At 75.0% G+C, this 17,957-nt stretch carries 16 protein-coding genes; all 16 read left to right on the forward strand.

The genetic code is table 11. From position 1 onward, the window contains the following. The first annotated feature begins 109 nt into the window (after positions 1-109). Positions 110-757, forward strand: coding sequence for a DUF4255 domain-containing protein (locus OG568_RS11040; RefSeq protein WP_329531330.1), 648 nt, complete (start codon positions 110-112; stop codon positions 755-757). After that, on the forward strand, positions 754-1,476 hold the full coding sequence (locus OG568_RS11045; protein ID WP_329531331.1) for a hypothetical protein: 723 nt from the start codon (positions 754-756) through the stop codon (positions 1,474-1,476). The genes OG568_RS11040 and OG568_RS11045 overlap by 4 nt, the downstream gene beginning before the upstream one ends. A 22-nt stretch (positions 1,477-1,498) precedes the next feature. Continuing rightward, on the forward strand, positions 1,499-3,322 hold the full coding sequence (locus tag OG568_RS11050) for a phage tail sheath C-terminal domain-containing protein (protein ID WP_329531332.1): 1,824 nt from the start codon (positions 1,499-1,501) through the stop codon (positions 3,320-3,322). Positions 3,323-3,367: 45 nt separating this feature from the next. Then, positions 3,368-3,823 (forward strand): phage tail protein, encoded by a 456-nt coding sequence (locus tag OG568_RS11055; RefSeq protein ID WP_329531333.1) that lies wholly within the window; start codon positions 3,368-3,370, stop codon positions 3,821-3,823. A gap of 125 nt (positions 3,824-3,948) precedes the next feature. Next, a complete protein-coding gene (locus OG568_RS11060) occupies positions 3,949-5,589 on the forward strand; it encodes a phage tail sheath subtilisin-like domain-containing protein (RefSeq protein WP_329531334.1) in 1,641 nt (546 codons plus the stop codon). Next, complete coding sequence (locus OG568_RS11065; protein ID WP_329531335.1) at positions 5,586-6,101, forward strand: phage tail protein; 516 nt, start codon at positions 5,586-5,588, stop codon at positions 6,099-6,101. Before OG568_RS11060 ends, OG568_RS11065 begins: the two co-directional genes overlap by 4 nt. Before the next feature lie 44 nt (positions 6,102-6,145). Further along, the gene (locus OG568_RS11070) at positions 6,146-6,367 is read left to right on the forward strand and encodes a putative phage tail protein (protein ID WP_067361831.1); all 222 of its coding nucleotides are present in this window, start codon (positions 6,146-6,148) and stop codon (positions 6,365-6,367) included. Next, a complete protein-coding gene (locus OG568_RS11075) occupies positions 6,367-7,068 on the forward strand; it encodes a CIS tube protein (RefSeq protein WP_329531336.1) in 702 nt (233 codons plus the stop codon). The genes OG568_RS11070 and OG568_RS11075 overlap by 1 nt, the downstream gene beginning before the upstream one ends. A 6-nt stretch (positions 7,069-7,074) precedes the next feature. Next, positions 7,075-8,292 (forward strand): phage late control D family protein, encoded by a 1,218-nt coding sequence (locus OG568_RS11080; protein ID WP_329531337.1) that lies wholly within the window; start codon positions 7,075-7,077, stop codon positions 8,290-8,292. 16 nt (positions 8,293-8,308) lie between these two features. Next, the gene (locus OG568_RS11085) at positions 8,309-9,049 is read left to right on the forward strand and encodes a phage baseplate assembly protein V (RefSeq protein WP_329531338.1); all 741 of its coding nucleotides are present in this window, start codon (positions 8,309-8,311) and stop codon (positions 9,047-9,049) included. After that, positions 9,046-9,507: a GPW/gp25 family protein gene (locus OG568_RS11090; protein ID WP_329531339.1), complete on the forward strand. Its 462-nt coding sequence runs from the start codon at positions 9,046-9,048 to the stop codon at positions 9,505-9,507. Before OG568_RS11085 ends, OG568_RS11090 begins: the two co-directional genes overlap by 4 nt. Beyond that, on the forward strand, positions 9,504-11,657 hold the full coding sequence (locus tag OG568_RS11095) for a hypothetical protein (protein WP_329531340.1): 2,154 nt from the start codon (positions 9,504-9,506) through the stop codon (positions 11,655-11,657). The genes OG568_RS11090 and OG568_RS11095 overlap by 4 nt, the downstream gene beginning before the upstream one ends. Then, positions 11,654-13,816 carry a putative baseplate assembly protein gene (locus tag OG568_RS11100; protein ID WP_329531341.1) on the forward strand — a complete coding sequence of 721 codons (2,163 nt, stop codon included), beginning with the start codon at positions 11,654-11,656 and terminating at the stop codon, positions 13,814-13,816. The genes OG568_RS11095 and OG568_RS11100 overlap by 4 nt, the downstream gene beginning before the upstream one ends. A 2-nt stretch (positions 13,817-13,818) precedes the next feature. Continuing rightward, entirely contained in the window at positions 13,819-15,357 is a 1,539-nt protein-coding gene (locus tag OG568_RS11105; RefSeq protein WP_329531342.1) for a hypothetical protein, read from the forward strand. After that, positions 15,354-16,793: a hypothetical protein gene (locus OG568_RS11110; RefSeq protein ID WP_329531343.1), complete on the forward strand. Its 1,440-nt coding sequence runs from the start codon at positions 15,354-15,356 to the stop codon at positions 16,791-16,793. Before OG568_RS11105 ends, OG568_RS11110 begins: the two co-directional genes overlap by 4 nt. Beyond that, positions 16,790-17,956, forward strand: a complete 1,167-nt coding sequence (locus OG568_RS11115) for a hypothetical protein (protein WP_329531344.1) — start codon at positions 16,790-16,792, stop codon at positions 17,954-17,956. Before OG568_RS11110 ends, OG568_RS11115 begins: the two co-directional genes overlap by 4 nt. Position 17,957 lies beyond the last annotated feature (1 nt).

A 17,957-nucleotide genomic window follows, 5' to 3' on the forward strand; every position in this document is an offset into this window, starting at 1 on the left:
CCTAGGGAGGGACCCAGGGATTTCCCCGAAGAGCCGGGGTGTGCCGCCGCCCTAACCTCGCAGGTGATCGGCCTGGGCGGTGTACGAAGCCCCGGGCACACTCAGGGGGGTGGTCGTGGTGGGCAGTGCCGATGTGATCGCCGATGTGTCCGACATCCTGGTGCACGTCCTGACCGCCGCGGTACGCGAATCCGATGCTCACGCCCGGGTGCACCTCGTCGAGCTCGTCGGGCAGCACCGGGGCGGCGGCCACGGAAGGCTCGGCCTGGAACTCTTCCTGTACGAGGTCGCCGAGGACCCCAGCGCACGCAACCGCCCCTCCCGCCACACCGTGGTCGAGGATCCGGACACCGGTGCCGTCCGGCAGGAGCGGCGCAGGGCGGACATGGCCCTGCTGCTGCGCTATCTGCTCATCCCCACCGGCGGCACTCCCGACGCCCAGCAGCGCATCCTCGGCCGGGCGATGCGGGCGCTGTACGACGACGCGATCCTCCAGGGCCCGTCGCTGGTGCCGGCCGCGCAGAGCAACAGCGTGGCCGACGCCGGTGAGTCGCTGAAACTGCGGCTGGCCCCCCTGTCGCTCGACGAGCGGGCCAAGGTGTGGTGGGCGATCTCGCAGCCGTACCGGCTCTCCCTCAACTACGAGGTACGGGTGGTCAATCTGGCCTCCCGGGACATCACCAGGGAATCGGCCGTCACCGGTGGCGGCGTCGGCGTCGGCGTCGGCGTCGGACCGAGTGCGGGAGTCCGCCCGTGACGGCCGGCGGCCCGGCGGTGGACACCGTACGGATCGCGGTGGGCCCTGTCTGTCTGCTGCCGTGGGACACCTTCACCGGACGAGCCCCGGTCCTGCCTGTCACCGCTCTGGTCGAACGCCGCACGCCCGGCGGGCAGTGGGCCGCCGAGAACGACGTACCGGTCGTGACCACCCCCAGCGGCGCGATCGTGCTGCCGTCCCTGGCGAGCGCGCGACCGGCGCCCGTGCCAAATGCCGTACAGCGGCTGCGGATCCGGCTCGTCTCGCCGTATCTGCTGGACGCCGAGCACCCGGCCGGCGTGGAGTTCGACGCCCCGGCGTACGCGGCGCCCGCGGTGACCCGGATCCGGCTGCACCCGCTGCCCGCCTATCCGTTCCCGCCCGGCACCCGGCTGCTGCTCGGACGGGTGCGGCACGGCGGGCGCCCTGCGGCGGGAGCGGCGGTCGTCGGCCGGGCCCGCGCGGACGCGGACCATCTGCCGCGGATCGCCGCGTGGACGGAGGTCGCGGCGACGGCCGGGGACGGCGTCTTCCGGCTGCCGTTGCGGCGGGTCGGCAGCAAGCCGCAGCAGCCCCCGCCGGATCCCGCCGCACCGGACGCCGAGTGGTTCACGGTCACGGCGCTCGCGGAGCCCGGCCGGGCCGGCGGCCCCGAGGTGTCCGTCCAGCTGACCGCGCAGGACATCCGCGGTACCGAGCAGCTCATCGAGATCCCGTAGCGGAGTAGCGGAGGAAGCCCCGATGCCCGAATACCTCAGCCCAGGCGTCTATGTCGAGGAGATCTCCACCGGCCCGCGGCCGATCACCGGGGTGGCCACCAGCACCGCCGGCATGGTCGGGCTGACCGCCCGGGGCCCCGACTCGGGCAAACCCAAGCTGGTGACCAGCCTGTTGCAGTTCCACCGGCTCTTCGGCGGCTTTCTGCCCGAGCCGAGCCAGGCCGACGTCCGCACGGCCGACGGGAACGGCATCCGGTGGTGGCTGCTCCCCCTCGCGGTGAAGGGGTTCTTCGACAACGGCGGGCAACGGCTGTACGTCAAAAGGGTCGTCCCCCCGGCCGGCGCCGCCGCCCAGGCCGCCGCGACGCTCAGCGACACCGCCACCCCGCCCGCGACCGTCCTGTCCGCACAGGCGGTACAGGCGGGCGAGGGAGGCAACGGCCTGCACGCCGTACTGCGCCTCGTGCGGTCCGCCGGCTATCCCGTCGTCGCACCCGCCACGGCGCCCGCGGGCGTCCCCCCGGCCACCGTGACACTCGCCCGCATGGGCGCGATCGACGACGGCGACACCGTCCTCCTCGTCCCCGCCGACCGTACGAAACAGCCCAGTCTGCACACGGTCGTCAGCCACGCGCCCGCCGGAAGCGACGTCACCATCACTCTCGACCGCCCGCCCCGGGCGGCGGCGGTCGCGGGCGACGCCCTCGTCCTGGCCGGGTTCCGGCTGGAGATCGTCGACGCACCGCCCGGCGTCCCGCGGTCCACGCGGACGATCCCCCCGACGTCGCAGGCGTCCGCCGCCGATCTGGCCACGCTCGCGCAGGACGTCGGCGCCGCCCCGGACGCACCGCTCACCCTCACCATCGGCGCGAGTCCGCTGCCGTATCTGAGCACCCGTCTCTCCAGGACCGATCCTGGCCGGCCGCTCGCCACCCTGGATCTCGTGAACGGCGACAGCGGCGGCACGGCACTCACCGCCGCCGACTACATCGGCGTGGACGGCGGCAGCGGGAACCGGACCGGCATCCAGGCGCTCGAGGACATCGACGAGGTCGCGATCTGCGCCGTGCCGGGCGTCTGGGAGCCGACCGTCCTGGACGGACTGAAGACACACTGCGAGATCCTCGGTGACCGGTTCGCCGTGTTCGACGGACCCCCCACGACCGACCTGGAGATCGTCAGGGGCTTCCGGGCCGCGCTGTCCACCGACCGGGCCGCCCTGTACCACCCCTGGCTCCATGTGCCCGATCCCGCGGGCACCGGCAGCGCGGACGCGCCCCCGTCGGGGCACATGATCGGTGTCTACGCCGACACGGACGTCAGGCGCGGGGTCCACAAGGCCCCGGCCAACACCGTGCTGCGCGGCATCGTCCCCGGCGCCGGCCTGGCCTCGGACGTCACCAAGCGCGAGCAGGACACCCTCAACCCCTTCGGGATCAACGTGCTGCGCGCCTTCCCCAACCTGGGCCAGCGGGTATGGGGCGCGCGCACACTCGCCGACGACACCCGGTGGCAGTACGTCAGCGTCCGGCGGCTCTTCCTCTTCATCGAGGAGTCGCTCGACGAGGGCCTCCAGTGGGTGGTCTTCGAGCCCAACTCCGAGCAGCTGTGGGCCTCGGTCCGGCAGACCATCGGCGCCTTCCTGACCGGGGTGTGGCGCGGCGGCGCCCTGGCCGGCACCACCGCGGAGGAGGCGTTCTACGTCGTCTGCGACCGGACCACGATGACCCCGGACGACCTCGCCCAGGGCCGGCTGGTCTGCGAGGTCGGAATCGCCCCGGTCTTCCCGGCCGAGTTCGTCGTCGTCCGGATCCAGCAGGCGACCCGTGAGTCGACGACCTCCTGAGACGACCTCCTGCCCCGTACCGAAGCCGAAAGAGAGGGGTCGGCCGTGCCGCCCGTTCAGCGTGACGATCCGTACGGTGCCTACAACTTCCTCGTGGAGGTCATCGGCATCGCCCCCAACGGCCATGACGTGACAGCGTCCTTCACCGAGGTCACCGGACTCACCGTGGACATCCAGCCGATCGAATACCGCGACGGCAACGCGAAGAAGCCCCATGTGACCAAGCAGCAGGGCCTCGCGAAGATGTCCAACCTGGTCCTCAAGCGCGGCATCACCGGCCATCCGGAGTTCTGGAACTGGGTCAAGTTGTCGATGAACGGCAGGACCGAGCGCGCCGAGGGCGCCATCACGCTCCTCGACGAGAACCGCAGCGCGGTCATGCGCTGGAACTTCCGCCGCGGCTGGCCGGTGAAGTACACCGGCCCCTCACTCGGCGCGACCAAGAACGAGATCGCCATGGAGACGCTCGAACTCTGCGTCGAAGAGCTCGAGATCGCGTGATCCAGGGGCTCGAGAGCGCGTGATCCAGGGCCTCTGGACCGCGTAGGCGAAAGAGCTCCGGACCGCGCAGGCGAAGAGCTCTGCACCGCGTAACCGGGAGAACATCGCGCAATCGGGGGAACATCGTGCCCGCATCCGCCCTTGAACCGCCGCCGCCCACCTACCCGTCGCCGCCGTCACCGCCGTCACCGCCCGGCGTGACCGCGACGGCGGTCGCGGCGGCCGAACCCGTCCAACCGCTGCGCACCGACGTGGCCTGCTTCGCCGGGCGCACCCGGCGCGGCCCCCTGGCCTCCCCCGTGCGCGTCACCGACTGGGCGGCCTACACCGCCGTCTTCGGCGGCCTGGACACCGCACTCGATCTGCCGTACGCGGTGCGCGGCTTCTTCTCCAACGGCGGCACCGCGCTGTGGGTGCTGCGCACGGAGCCGGCCGGACCGACCCCGGCCGCGGCGGTCTGGCCGGCCGGGGCGCCCTCCCCGTTCGCGCCCGCGGCGGGCTGCCGGATCGAGGCGGCCTCCCCGGGCGGCTGGGCCGACGGCACCCGGGTGACGGTCCGGCACCGCCCGGCCGGGACCGCCGGACAGGCCCAGGTACTGGTGCGGGTCGACGCCCCCGGAGAGTCCCCCGAGTCGTTCGGCTGGCTACCGGCCGCCGCACTTCCCGCCGCCGTGAGCGCGCTCTCCCGGCTCGTCCGGGTGGTTCCCGACGGCCAGGCCCCCGTGCCCCCGGCCGGCACGGCCCACGCCGGCACCCACGCGGTCACCCTGACCGGTGGGACGCCCCTCCCGGGCGGCCCCGACGACGACGGCACCCTGGCCGACGCCTACGCCGACGCCGTACGGGCCATGACCCAACTGCCGGAACCCGCCCTGCTGGCCCTGCCCGACCTGGACCGCTGCGGGGTCGGCGAACGGCACCGGGAGGAGCTGGCCGATCTGCTGGTCGAGGGCTGCGCGCAGGCGCTCGACCGGCTGGCCCTGCTCGACCCGCCGCACTCGCCGAACTCGCCCGACACGGCCGCCGATCCGGTGGCGGCGACGCGGCGGGCCACCGAGTGGATGGAGGCCCTGCGGCAGCGGCACGACACGGCGGGACTGCAGGCCTGCGCGGTGCACTGGCCGCCGCTTCGGGTGCCCGATCCCCTGGCCACCGTGCCGCCCGCGCTGCGTACCGTGCCCGCCTCCGGCCATGTCGCGGGAACGACGGCGCGGCTCGACCGTGAGCGGGGCGCGTTCGCGACCCCGGCCAACGCCTCGCTGGAGGACGTCGTCGACCTCGCGCACGTCCTGCGCGCCGAGCAGGAGGCGGCCGTGTACGCCTCGGGCGCCAATCTGCTGCGCTGCCCGCCCGGCCGGGGACCGCTGGTGTGGGGCGGGCGGACCGCGGTGGCGCCGGCGCGGGCCGGGGGCGTGGGCGACGGCTGGTTCATCGCCCACCGCAGGCTGCTGCACCGGCTGGTGCGCGCGGCCCGCGCGGTGACCGAGCCGCTGCTCTTCGAGCCCGACACGCCCGGTCTGCGGCTGCTGCTCGTACAGGGGCTGACCGAGGTGCTGCTCGCTCTGTTCGAGGCGGGCGCGCTGGCCGGGGAGCGGCCCGCGGAGGCCTTCCGGGTGCGCTGCGACGACGGGCTCAATCCGCCGGAACTCGTGGCGCTCGGGCAGTTGGTCTGCCAGGTGGAGGTGGCTCCGGCCGCGCCCATGGAGTTCATCGCCGTCCGCCTGTTGATGGGCGGGCGGGACCGGCTGGAGGTGGTGGAGGCATGACCGAACAGGCCCTGGAGTTCTTCACCGAGCCGCTGCCCAAGTACCGGTTCCTGGTGGTGCTCGGCCCGGCGGCCGCCCATCTGCCGCCCGAGCAGGCCGCGTTGCTGCCGCTCACCGCCCAGGGCGCCTTCCAGCAGGTCACCGGGCTCGGAGCGCAGCTGGAGATCACGGCGTATCCGGAGGGCGGGGTCAACGACCGGCTCCGGCAGTTCCCGGTGCGCCACGCGTGGAACCGGATCGTGCTGCACCGCGGGGTGGCCCGGGGTCCTGGCCTGTGGGCCTGGTACCGGGCCGGGCTCGGCAATCCGCTGGGCGCGCGGCGCAGCGGCGCGGTGCTGCTGATGGACGCGGCCGGGGTGCCCGGTGCGGTGTGGGCCTTCCGCGGCGGCCTGGCCTCGAAGTGGACGGGCCCCGATCTGCACGGGGAGCGCAGCGAGGTGGCCCTGGAGCAGCTGGAGATCGCGCACGAGGGGCTGGTGGCGGTGGAGCAGGCGGTACCGGAGCTGGGCTGACATGGACGGCCGCCGACGTGACGGGGTTCGGGAGAGAGAAGAAAATGCTGACGATTCATCACCTTTCCGTCGACTTCGAGGTCGGCGGCGACGACACGGCGGTCTTCGCCCGGCTCTTCGCGGAACACATCCGGGAGTGGTCGCAGCGGCAGGACGACGTCAGGGCCCGCGGCCGGCTGCTGGCCCGGGAGGCGTCGCTGACCGGTGAGGGCCCGGCCCGTGAGTCCTCCGGCGGGCCCGCCGCCGGTTGCTTCGGGGGGTCCTGATGGCTCCGGTGCCCGGTCTGTCCACGGGGCGGGACGCCGCGCCGACGCTGGCGACCCTGGTCGTCCGGCCGTCCGGTTCCGTGGCCGGGCCCGCGAAACCGCTGCTGACGCTGCCGGTCAATCCGACCGAGTACGCCGTCTCCAAGGCGGTGACGTTCGCCGAGATCGGCATCCCGGGCCTGGACTCGCCGCCTCTGCAGTTCGTCCGGGGTGGAGCGCGCACCCTCAAGCTGGACGCCCTGGTCGACGCCGCCGAGGAGCCGGAGCCCCGGGACCGCGATGTGCAGCGGCGCTGGCTCGACGACTTCCAGAACCTGACGATTCGTCAGAGCATCACGCACGCGCCGCCGGTGGTGACCTTCGCCTGGGGCGCCAATCCCCCCTTCACCGGGGTCGTGGACAGCCTCTCCTTCACCTATGTCCTCTTCGACCGGGACGGTACGCCGACCCGGGCCAAGGTGTCGCTGTCGCTCAAGGAGTTCAGGACGGCCAAGGAGCAACAGCTGACCACGCCGACGAGTTCACCGACCGTGCGGAAGGTCTGGACGGTGCGGCGCGGTGACACGCTCTCCTCCATCGCCGCCGCGGTGTACCGGGACTCCGGACGCTGGCGGGAGCTGGCGGCCGCCAACGGCCTCTCCGATCCGCGGGCGCTCGCTCCCGGCACCGCGCTCGTCGTGCCCGCGCTGGAACGGGGGTGAGGGGCGATGGCACCGCCGTCCAACGCGCTCGCGACCCCGCTGCCGGCCGACACGTACGCCCCGTGCTTCGAGGTCGCGCTGAACGGCTCCGAGATCGCCGTCCAGATGCGCGACTGCGTGCTCGACATCCAGGTGGTCCGTGAGCTGGACAAGACCGGAACGTTCTCGCTGGCGCTGAGCAACTGGGACGAGCTGACCCGCCGGCTGCGCTTCGACGACCCCAAGCACTTCGCCCCCGGCCAGTTGGTGGAGATCCGGCTCGGCTACACCTCGCTCGGCCGGCCGCTCGTGGTGGCCAAGGGCCAGGTCACCACGGTCCAGTCGGACTTCCCCTCGTCGGGGCCGCCGACCCTGCAGATCACCGGCCAGGACCGCACGACGCGGATGAAGGAACGCAAGCCACGGCCGGACGACATGAAGAAGTTCCTGAACCTCGCGGACTGGCAGATCGCGCAGAAGATCGCGGAGCGGCACCAGCTGGAACTGGTGGCCGAGAAGGAGGGCGTGGTGCATCCGCTGGTGACCCAGGACAACCTCGACGACGTCTCCTTCCTGCTCAAACGCGCCAAGGGCATCGACCGGGAGTGCTATGTGGCGCCCTGTCCGCGGACCGGGGTGGAGAAGCTGTACTTCGTCTCCCCCGCCGACGGCCGGGCGGGCTCCACGGCCCGGCAGCCGCACACCTTCGACCTCTGGTACGCGGTGCCGGCCGACGGCGCCCGCTCGGAGCGGGCGGAGCAAGGTCCGGCCCCGGCCGGGACTTCCGAGCCCAATCTGATCTCGTTCCGGCCGACCGTGACCCTGTCGGGGCAGGTCGCCAAGGTGACGGTGCGCGGCTGGGACCCCCGGACCAAGAAGGCGATCGTCGGCGTCGCCACCCAGGCGGACCTGCGGGCGGAGCGCGACGCCGGACGCAGCGGGCCCGCAGCGGCGGCACAGGAGATGGGCGACCGGGAAGAGGTGATCGTGGACCGCCCGGTCGGCTCCGAGCAGGAGGCGCGGGCGCTGGCGGTGAGCGTACTGCGCGGGAAGTCGTACGAATTCGTCACCTGTGCGGGGCAGTTGGCGGGACTGCCCGATCTGGTGCCGAGCGACTCGCTGCGGATCGGCGGGGTGGGGAGCCGGTTCGGCGGCACCTATTACACGACCAAGGTGACGCACTCCTTCAACTCCTCCGGCTTCCTCACCTCGTTCGAGGCGCGGCGCACGTCCGAGGGGCGGTGACGGGGTGATGTCGGCCATGCCCGGACTGACCGTGGACAAGAAGTACTTCGGTGTGGCGACCGGAATCGTGCAACGGGTGGAGGACGACCCGGAGAAGGAGTGCCGGGTGCAGCTCACGCTGCCGTGGTACGACGGCGCCACGATCAGCGAGTGGTGCCGGGTCGCGCAGCCGTACGCGGGCAACGGGTACGGGGCGAGTTTCGTGCCGGAGCAGGGCGACGAGGTGCTCGTCGCCTTCGACCAGGGCGACATGCGCTACCCCGTGGTCATCGGCTGCCTCTACAACGGCGTCGACAAGCCGCCCACGCACCGCACCGGCGGCCGGGACGAGAAGCTGCTGCGGACCAAGCACGGCCATGAACTGGCCCTGGACGACAGCACGGGCCGTCAGGCCGTGCGGCTCACCTCCTCCGCCGGGCACCGCGTCGAGCTCGACGACGCGGGCAACTCGGTGGTGGTGCGCACCGCCTCCGGCGGCAAGGTGACGGTGGCCGCGGACGGCTCGGTGGAGATCACCGCCGGGTCGGGTCCGGTGACGGTCAGCGGCGGTTCCGTGACGGTCACCGCCGACTCGGTGACGCTGGACGCGCCGCAGGTGAAGCTGGGCAGCGGCGCCTCGGAGCCCGCGCTCACGGGAACGACCTTCGCGAACTGGGTCCTCGCGCACACCCACACCGTCGGCCCGCCCGGGGTGACCGGTACGGCCCTTCCCACGGCCCCCGCGCCGATGTCGACGACCGTGCGGGTGGCCCTGTGACCGGCGGCGCGGAGGCCTTCGTCGGGCGGGGCTGGCGCTTCCCGCTGCTGCCCGACGCCTCGGGGCGGCTGGCCTACGCGGCCGGTGCGGACAGTGTCCGCGACTGTCTGCTGGTGCTGGTGCGCACCGGCCTCGGCGAGCGGGTGATGCGCCCCGAACTAGGCACCCGCGCACCTGAGTTGGTCTTCGCTCCCGGCAGTGCGCGGGCGCTGCGCGAGTTGGAGGACTCGGTGCGGTTCGCCGTCCGGGACTTCGAGCCGCGGGCGGCCGTGGACGACGTACGGGCGCAGGCGCAGCCGGGCGAGGAGTGGCGGGTGACGGTGTCCGTCGACTACCGGGTCAGGGCGACGGGCCGGCACGAGACGCTGGTCTTCCCCTACTACCTCGACGGCGGCGCGGGGCTGGTGGACGGCGCGGGCGCGTTCGAGTCGGGCGCGGGCGGGGGTGAACCCTCATGACCCTGGCGCCGCTGCGGCTGGACGATCTGTCCTGGGCCGATCTGGTGGACGCGGTCCGCTCGCGGATCCCCGCCGAGTCCGCGGGCCGCTGGACCCTGCACGCCCCCGTCGACCCGGGCATGACCCTGCTGGACCTCCAGGCCTATCTGCTGGAGCAGCAGGTCTACCGGCTCGACCAGGTGCCGGACGCGGTCGTGCACGCGGTGCTGCGACTGCTGGGGGTGCCAGGACCCGCCCCGGCGACCGCCGCGGTGACGGTGCTTCAGGTCGTCCCGGAGGAGCCCGGCGCCCGGCTGCGGATCCGGGAGGGTGCCTCGTTCGGCCGGGAACCGGGGCGCGGTACGGACTTCCATCTGGACGGGGACCTGGACGTGCTGCCGGTGCGGGTGAGCGGGCTGTGCGTGCGGGACGCGTCCGGCGGCGAACGCGACCGCACGGCCGATCTCGCCGCCGGACGCCCGGTACCACTGGCGGGCGCCCCTGGCCGTCCCGCGCGGGTCCGCCTGCGCCTGACCGTGTCCGGTGACGGCTTCCCGGACGGCGGAACGCTCTCCCTGCTGCTCACTCTGGAGGAACCGGCGGGACCGTGGACCGGAAGCCCGGCCCCCGAGGGCTGGAGCGCGCGGGCCGTGCCCGGCGTACCGCCCCCGGCTCGACTCCGATGGTCGTACGGGCCGGGCGGCGACGTGCGCGCCCTGCCGGCCGGTGCGGTGGTGGACGGCACCGGCGGGCTGCGCCGGTCCGGGCTGGTCCGGCTGACACTCCCGGCCACGGCGGGCGGCACCGAACACGAGCTGCTCCTGGACACGCCCGCGGCCACCTTCGCCGCACCGCCGCGGCTGCTGAGCCTGTCCCCCAACGCGGTCCCCGCCCACCACGCGCGGCGCGTCCGCCTGGAGGAGGGCCCGGACGGGCCCTTGGTGGCCCGGTTCCTCGCCCGGCCGCGGCTTCCGGGTCTGGTGGTCGCCTTGCCCGAGGACTCCGCCGGGCGGCTCATCGACGTCGTAGGGCTCAGGCTGTGGGAGACGGACGACTCCGGGAACGCTCGCGCCTACGACTGGACGGCCGTACCGGATCTGGCGTTCAGCGGGCCGCTCGACCGGGTGTTCACCGTGGACCGGGCCTCGGGAGCACTGCGCTTCGGCGACGGTCTGACCGGACGGATCCCCCGGGTCGGCCGCACCGGGTCGGCGACGGTGTTGTGGGCGGAGTACCGGCTCGGCGGCGGTCCGTCCGGCAACGGCGGCGCGGATCCGGCCGTGAGCGCCGCCGTACCGGCGGCCCTGCTGGCCTTCCCCGCGCTGGCCGGGCTCGCCGGTCCGCGACCGGTTGCCGGGGCCACCGGGGATCAATCCGCGCCAGGGGACTGGGTGTTCACCGGCGAGCCCGCCGACACCGAGCCGGCCGGCGCGCCGTGCACCGCGCGCGCCCTGGTGCCGTCCGTGGGCGGGGCCGAGCCCGAGTCCCCGGCGGCCGCGCGCCGCCGGGCCGCCGCCGCGCTCGGCACCGTCACCCGTGCCGTGACCGCCGCCGACCACGAGGAACTCGCCCTCTCCACACCCGGGGTCGCCGTCGCCCGCGCCCACGCACTGGTCGGCGTCCACCCCGCGCACCCCGGGCGGAGGGTGTCCGGCGCCGTGACCACGCTCGTCGTCCCCCGGGTGCCGCGCGCCCCCGGCGACAGCGCCGCGCCCGACGCCGTACCGCTGCCGGTGCCCGACCCCGGCGCGCTGAGCGCCGTGCGGGCACGGCTGGAGGCGGCGCGACTGCTGGGCGCCGGGGTGTTCGTCGCGCCCCCGCGCTACCGCCCGGTGCGCGTCCGCGTCACCCTCGCCGCGGACACCGCCCGCCGGCACCTCCTCGACGCGGCACTGCGCCGCCACCTCGACCCACTCGTCGGCGGCGACGGCACCGGCTGGCCGTTCGGCGGCGTCCTGCGCCCCTCGGCGCTGCAACGTACGGCCGAACGCGCACTGGAGGCCGCGGGCGACCGGACGCCGGTGCGGGCCGTCGCGGTGGCCCTGGACGAGGGACCGTACGAGTCCTGCGGCGATGTGCCGCTGCGCCCCGGCGAACTGCCCGGCCCGGTCGAGGTCCTGGTGCGCACGACCCCGCCCTCCGGCGCCGCCCCCCGGGAGGTACGCGCATGACCGCCCACGACCCCGGCCCGCCCGTCCCGGTCGATCCCGCCGCCCGGCTCGCCCCCGCGGTGGACGAGCCGTGGTGGACGCTGTCCGCCGGTGCCGCCCGGGCGGCGCTGCTCGACGCGGACGGCCGCCCGGTACCGCTGGGTGTCACCCGGGACGACCTGGTCGCCGCGCTGCGCGCCCGGGCCGGCGGTTTCACCCCCGAGTGGACCGGTACGGGCCCCGACGACGCGGGCGAGGCACTGCTGCGGCTGTTCGGACTGCTGGCCGAGGCGGTGGCCGGACGCGTCGACCGGCTGCCCGCCAAGCTGCTCGTGGAGCATCTGCGGATCGCCGGGGTCTCGCCGCTGCCCGCCTCGCCCGCCCAGGTCCTGCTGCGCCTCACGGCAACGGCCGCCGCCGGAACGGGAGTTCAGGTGCCGGCCGACTTCCAGGCCGGCGCTCCCGGCGAGGACGGCACCGAAGTGGTGCTGGAGACCGTGGACGACATGTGGGTGTCCCCGGCCGAGCTGACCTCCCTGGCCGTGGGCCGTCCCGCCACGGGCACGCTGCCGGGGCCCGTGGACGAGGTGCTGCCGGGTCAGGGGGCCGCCGCCGACGGCTTCCTCCCGTTCGGCGCCCTGGGCACGGCCGGCTCGGCGCTGTGGCTGGGGTTCACCGCCCCCGAGGCCGTCGAGGGCGGGCTCTCCCTCGCCTTCGTCGCCGCCCCGCGCCCGGGCGGTCCCGCCGCCGCGGCCCGTGGCACCACCACCCCGCCCGACGCACCCCCGCCGCAGCTGCGCTGGTCGGTCCTGGACGGCGACACCTTCCGGGCGGCCGATGTCGTGGTGGACCACACCGGGGCGCTGGCCGGCACCGGGACCGTACATCTGCGCCTGCCCACGGGATGGCGGCCGGGGCGGCCGCCCGGCGGGCCGCAGCTGCCCGAGGCCCGCTGGCTGCGGGTGCGGATCACCGGAGGGGCGTACGCCGAGCCGCCGCGGCTCGTCGCCGTCCTGCCCCACACGGTGCTCGCCACGGCCGTACGGACCGTGCGCGACGAGGTGCTCAGCCCCGTGCCGGTGGACCCCCGGGACCGGGACGGCGGGGCGGGCGTACGGCTGCGGGTGGCGACGCCGCCCGTGGTGCCGGGCTCGCTGACCGTCACCGTCGCCGACGACCCCGCCGCGCCGCTCTTCCCGGTCGGAGAGACGACGGCCGACAGCGACCGGGACCCGGGGCCCGTGTGGCGCGAGGTGCCCGATCTGACGCTCGCGGGCCCCGCCGACCGGGTGTTCGCGCTCGACGCCGAGACCGGCGTGCTCACCTTCGGCGACGGCGTGCACGGAGTAGCCCTGCCACCGGGAGCGGGAAACGTACGGGCCGTCGGCTACCGCACCGGAGGCGGCAGGCGTGGTGCCGTCGCGGCGGACGCGGCCACCGCGCTGCGCACCGCCGTACCCGGAGTGGCCTCGGTGACCAACCCGCTGCCCGGGACCGGCGGCACCGACCCCGAGCGGTTCGACGCGACCGTCCGGCGCGGCGCCGCCGAGATCCGCACCGCCGGGCGGGCCGTCACCCCGGCCGACCACGCCCTGCTGGCGCTGCGCGCCCCGGGTGCCCGGGTCGCCCGCGCCCACGCCGTAGCGGGGCATCACCCGGACCATCCCGGCGCCCGGCTGCCCGGCATCGTCGGCGTCTATCTGGTGCCGCCCGACGAGGACCCCGCCACCGCCGGGGCGCCACTGCCCACGGCCGGGGACCTCGAAGCCGTCGCCGACCACCTGACCCGCGCCCTCGCTCCGACCGGCATCACCGTCGTGGCCGCCGCGCCCCGGTACGTCCAGGTCGACGCCCGGATCGTGCTGGCGCTCGCGCCGGGCGCCGACCCGGCCGCGGCCGTACGCCGGGCCGAGGACGGGCTGCGCCGCTTCCTCCATCCCCTCGACGGGGGCGCCGGGGGCGACGGACGGCCCTTCGGCGCTCCCCTCGTCCACACCGAGTTGCTGCACCGGCTGCTCACCGACGACGCGGTGACGGCGGTGCCGCTGCTGACACTCACGGTGGACGGGCGGCCGGTCCCGCCCTGCGCCGACACACCGCTGCCGCCGCACGCGCTGGTGCGCGCCGGACGGGTGACGGCCTCCGTCGTCGCCCCCGCCACCGACCGGAAAGGGGAGTGACCGTGGACATCCGCGCCGACGCGCCCGCCCATCTGCTGCTGGACACCGCCTCCGGCTGGTGCCCGGCCGAGTCGGCGGCGGCTCCGCTGCCCGCGCCCGTCCAGGACGGCGACGCGCTGGTCCTGCCGTCCGGCGTGACCGAGGCGGCCCTGGTCACCGTCCCGCTCGACAGCGGAATCTCCCGGTGCCGCTGGCACCGGCTCCGGATCGACGCCGACGTGCCCTCGGGCAGCGTGCTGGTCGTCCAACTGGCCACCACCGGGGACGATCCCGCGGGCATGCCGGGGCCCGAGGACTGGCAGTCGGTCGCGGGAGAGGCCCACGACGTCCTGGTCGACCAGCCGCCGGGCCGGTTCCTCGTCGTACGACTGCTGCTGGGCCGCGCCGACGCCGCCGCGCCCGGACCCGCCGTACGGCAACTGCGCCTCGATCTGCCCCGGACCACCTCCGCCGATCTCCTCCCGGCCGTCTACCGCGAGGATCCGTCCGCCGACGACTTCACCGAGCGGTTCCTCGCCCTGTTCGACTCGGTCGTCGAGACCCTCGACCGGGCCACGGAGCGCGCGCCCGCGCTGCTGGACCCGGCCGGAGTGCCCGACGGCGTGCTGCCGTGGATCGCGGGCCTGCTCGGCCTCGACCTGGGCCCCGACCCCGACCCGGCGCCGGGCGCGAGCTCGGGCGGTGGACCCGCCGGCGGCGCGCGCCCCGGCGCACCCGACGCCGCTACCGCGCAGCTCCCGCCCGCCGTGCTGCGCCGACTCATCGCCGCGGCACCCGAGTTGCGCAGGCGGCGCGGGACACCCTGCGGGCTCGCCCTCGCGCTGGAGATCATGCTGGGGGTGCGTCCGGCGATCCTGGAACCGGCGGGCGCGCCGTGGGGCGCGGTGGGCCGCGACACCCGCCTGGGCGAGGTGCGGCTGTTCGGACGGTCGGCGTCACGGGTGCGGCTCGGCGGGCCCACGGTCCTCGGCTCACGGCTGGCCGGGACCGGTGGCCGCCGGGGCGGCGCGCCGCTGCGTTCGCTCGGCGACCCGGACGACGACCCGCTGACCGACACCGCGTTCCGTTTCCGCGTCCTGCTCCCGCCGCGTCCTGCCTGCGGGTCCCGGGGTCCCACGTCGCCCGCCGACGACACGGCCAAGGCCGCCGCGGACCTGGTCGAGCGGCTCGCCCCCGCGCACACCGCGGCCACCGTGTCGCTCGGCGGGCACGGCTTCACCGTCGGCGAGCGCAGCGCGGTCGGCGTGGACACCCTCCTGGTCGCGCCGGCGGCCTCCCCGGCGGGCACGGCCGTCCTCGGCGCGGACAGCGTGCTCGGGGCGGACCGTTCGGGGCGGCGCGGCATCCGGCTGGACGGCACGTCAGGTGCGGGCCTGCGCACGGTGGCCCTGGACGAGCGCGGCGCGGGCGGACACCCCGGCCCGCACGCCGGCGGCCCCCTCGACGAGAAGACGGGCGGGCACCCCGACGACCAGACCGGCGGACACCCCGACGACAAGACGGGCGGACACCCCGACGAGAAGAAAGGCAGGACCTCATGACGGCTCCTCCGACCGGGCGTGACGGCGCCCCACCGACCGGCCGGCGGCGGCTGACGTACTTCCACGGCCAGTTGCTGTCCGCCCAGGACCTCCGGCAGGAGCAGGAGCAGTTCCTCGCCCGGCTGCGCCTGCACAACCTGGCCCTGCACGGCTACGGCGTGGCCCACGGGCTGTGGACACGCCCGGTGCCGGCGCCCGAAGGCAGCTGCCCGGATCCGCGGCGCACCGCGCCCTGGTTCGAGGTGACCGACGGAATGGCCGTCGACCGGAACGGCGACGAACTGATCGTGCCGTGCGGTGTGCTGCCCCGGCACGACCTGTGGCGGCTCCTCGACGAGGACGAACGGTGCCACGCCCTGGAGGACATCCGGTCCGGCGCCGCCGGCGACGGCGTCACCGTCTATCTGACCATCCACCACTGCGAGGAGCCGGTCGACAGCGTGCGCGCCGTCTACACCGAGTCCTGCGACGGTCTCCCGCGCACCGCTTACGCCCATATCCGCGAAGGGTTCACCCTGCGGGCGACGACCCGGCGCCCGCGACCCGATCCCTGCGATCCGCCCTGTCCCTGCGCGCCACCCGCCGAGGACGCGTCCCACACGCCCGGATGCGGTGACGGCAGGACCGTGGGACCGGGCCTGCTGCTCGCCCGCGTGCACCGCGTCCGTCCCGATCGCGCCCTGACCCCCGAGCAGATCCACCCCGAGGTCCGCCGCCCCCTCGCCCGGCGTCCGGCGACCGTCGTCACCAGCGTCTCCTGGCCGCACGGCGGCCGTCTCACGACCCAGCAGGCACGCACCCTCCTGGGCAAGGACGGCCTGCGGATCGAGTTCTCTCGACCGGTGCGCATCGCGACGCTGGCCGAGGAGGGCGTCGCGGACCTGTTCCTGATCACCGGCGGCCGGGGCGTCCGCGGCACCGTGATGCGCCTGGAAAGCCGCCTCAAGAGGGACGAGAGGGAGTCGCCGGACGGCGCGACCGTCGAGACCAGGGAGTTGCCCGACGGCACGACCCTCGAGACCGGTGAGACCACGACAGCGATCAGGATCCGGCAGACGGACCGCGAGTACCTCAACGACGGCGACCGGATCCATCTGGTGCTGCGCACCCCGTTCGTCCTGGACGTCTGCGGCGACCCGGTGGACGGCACCCACACCGGCGGCCTGGTGCCGCGGCCGGGTGGCCCGCCCGCGTATCGGCCGGGGCTCCTGCCGCCCGACGGCTCGGGTCCCCGCACGTCCGGGACGCCCGCGGGCGCGGCCGGTGTCTTCGAGAGCTGGATCTTCATCGAGAACGACCGACGACCCGACCCTGACCAGCGGTCCGAGGACGAGCCCTCCCCCGACATCGGCACGGACACCCGGGCCGGTACGGCGCCGGAACCCCCGGCCGAGGACGGCGGCACCGACAGCGCGACCACGGAGGAGCGGCCATGACCGGCTCCGGCACCCACACCACCGGCACCCACACCACCGGACCCCACACCACCGGACCTCGCGACTGCGGCTGCGGATGTGGCGCGGACCCCACCGCCACGGCGTCCGCCGCCCTCGCCCCCACCGCCGGATTCCGCGCGGGCGGTCCCGTCCGCCCGGTGTTCTTCGCGGGCCAACTCCTCACCGAGGACGACCTGTCCGGCCTCGCCGGCTGGACCACCGGCCGCGTCCGCGCCCACAACCGGCTGCGGTACGTCTCGGCCGACGGACACGGTGCGGTCCTGTGCGGTCTGCCCGTCGGCTGCGACTCCCGCGCCCGCGGCACGGTGCGCGTCGGGGAGGGCCACGCGGTGGACGGCACGGGCAACGACATCCCGGTGCCGTGCGCCGAGGACGTCGATGTCGTGGCCCTGGTGCGGGAGTTCCGTGCCACGGGCGGCGGCTGCCCCGACCCGTGCCCGCCGGGACCCGAGCGTACCTACGGCCTCTTCCTCCGCTACGAGGAGGAGTTCGCCGAGCCCGCCGCCCCCTACGATCCCGGCGACGGCTGCGCGACGGCCGGGTGCGTGCCCACGCGAGTGCGCGAGGGCCACCGATACTCCGTGGGCTGCGTCCCCGAGCCGCCTCGGGACCGGCTGTGCGCGCTGTTGCGGCGCCGGTTCGGTGACGACCGGGGGTTCCTGGCCGCCTGCGAGAGCGACAAGACGCGGCCCTCGGCGGACGACCTCACCGACTGGCTCACCGCCCGTCTCGACGTCAACGGCGACCTGTGCGACCGCGCCCCGCTGACGCTGCTGTGCGACGTACCGGCCAAACCGCCCGGCAACGACGTTCAGCACAACCGGCTGCGCAAGGTGTTCGCCTGGCGCGCCTTCGAGGCGTATCTACGCTCGGCCGTCCGCTCGCTCGTGGTCGTGCCCTGCCCGAGCGGCTGCGTCCCCGAGGTGCTGATCGCCGAGGTGACGCTGGACGGCTGCGACGTCGTACGAGCCGTGCCGGCCGGACGGCGTGACGCCCACCTGCCCGATCCGGTCGCACAGCGGTGGCGCAGCGGGCTCGCCCGGCTCCTCGAACACGACGTCACCACAGCCGAGCTGCTGGTCTTCCTGCTGGACCTGCTCGACCTCACCGGCTGCCTGCCGCGGCCGACCACCGAGACATGAA

It is taken from the genome of Streptomyces sp. NBC_01450 (assembly GCF_036227505.1).
In the GTDB taxonomy this organism is placed as follows: Bacteria; Actinomycetota; Actinomycetes; order Streptomycetales; family Streptomycetaceae; genus Streptomyces.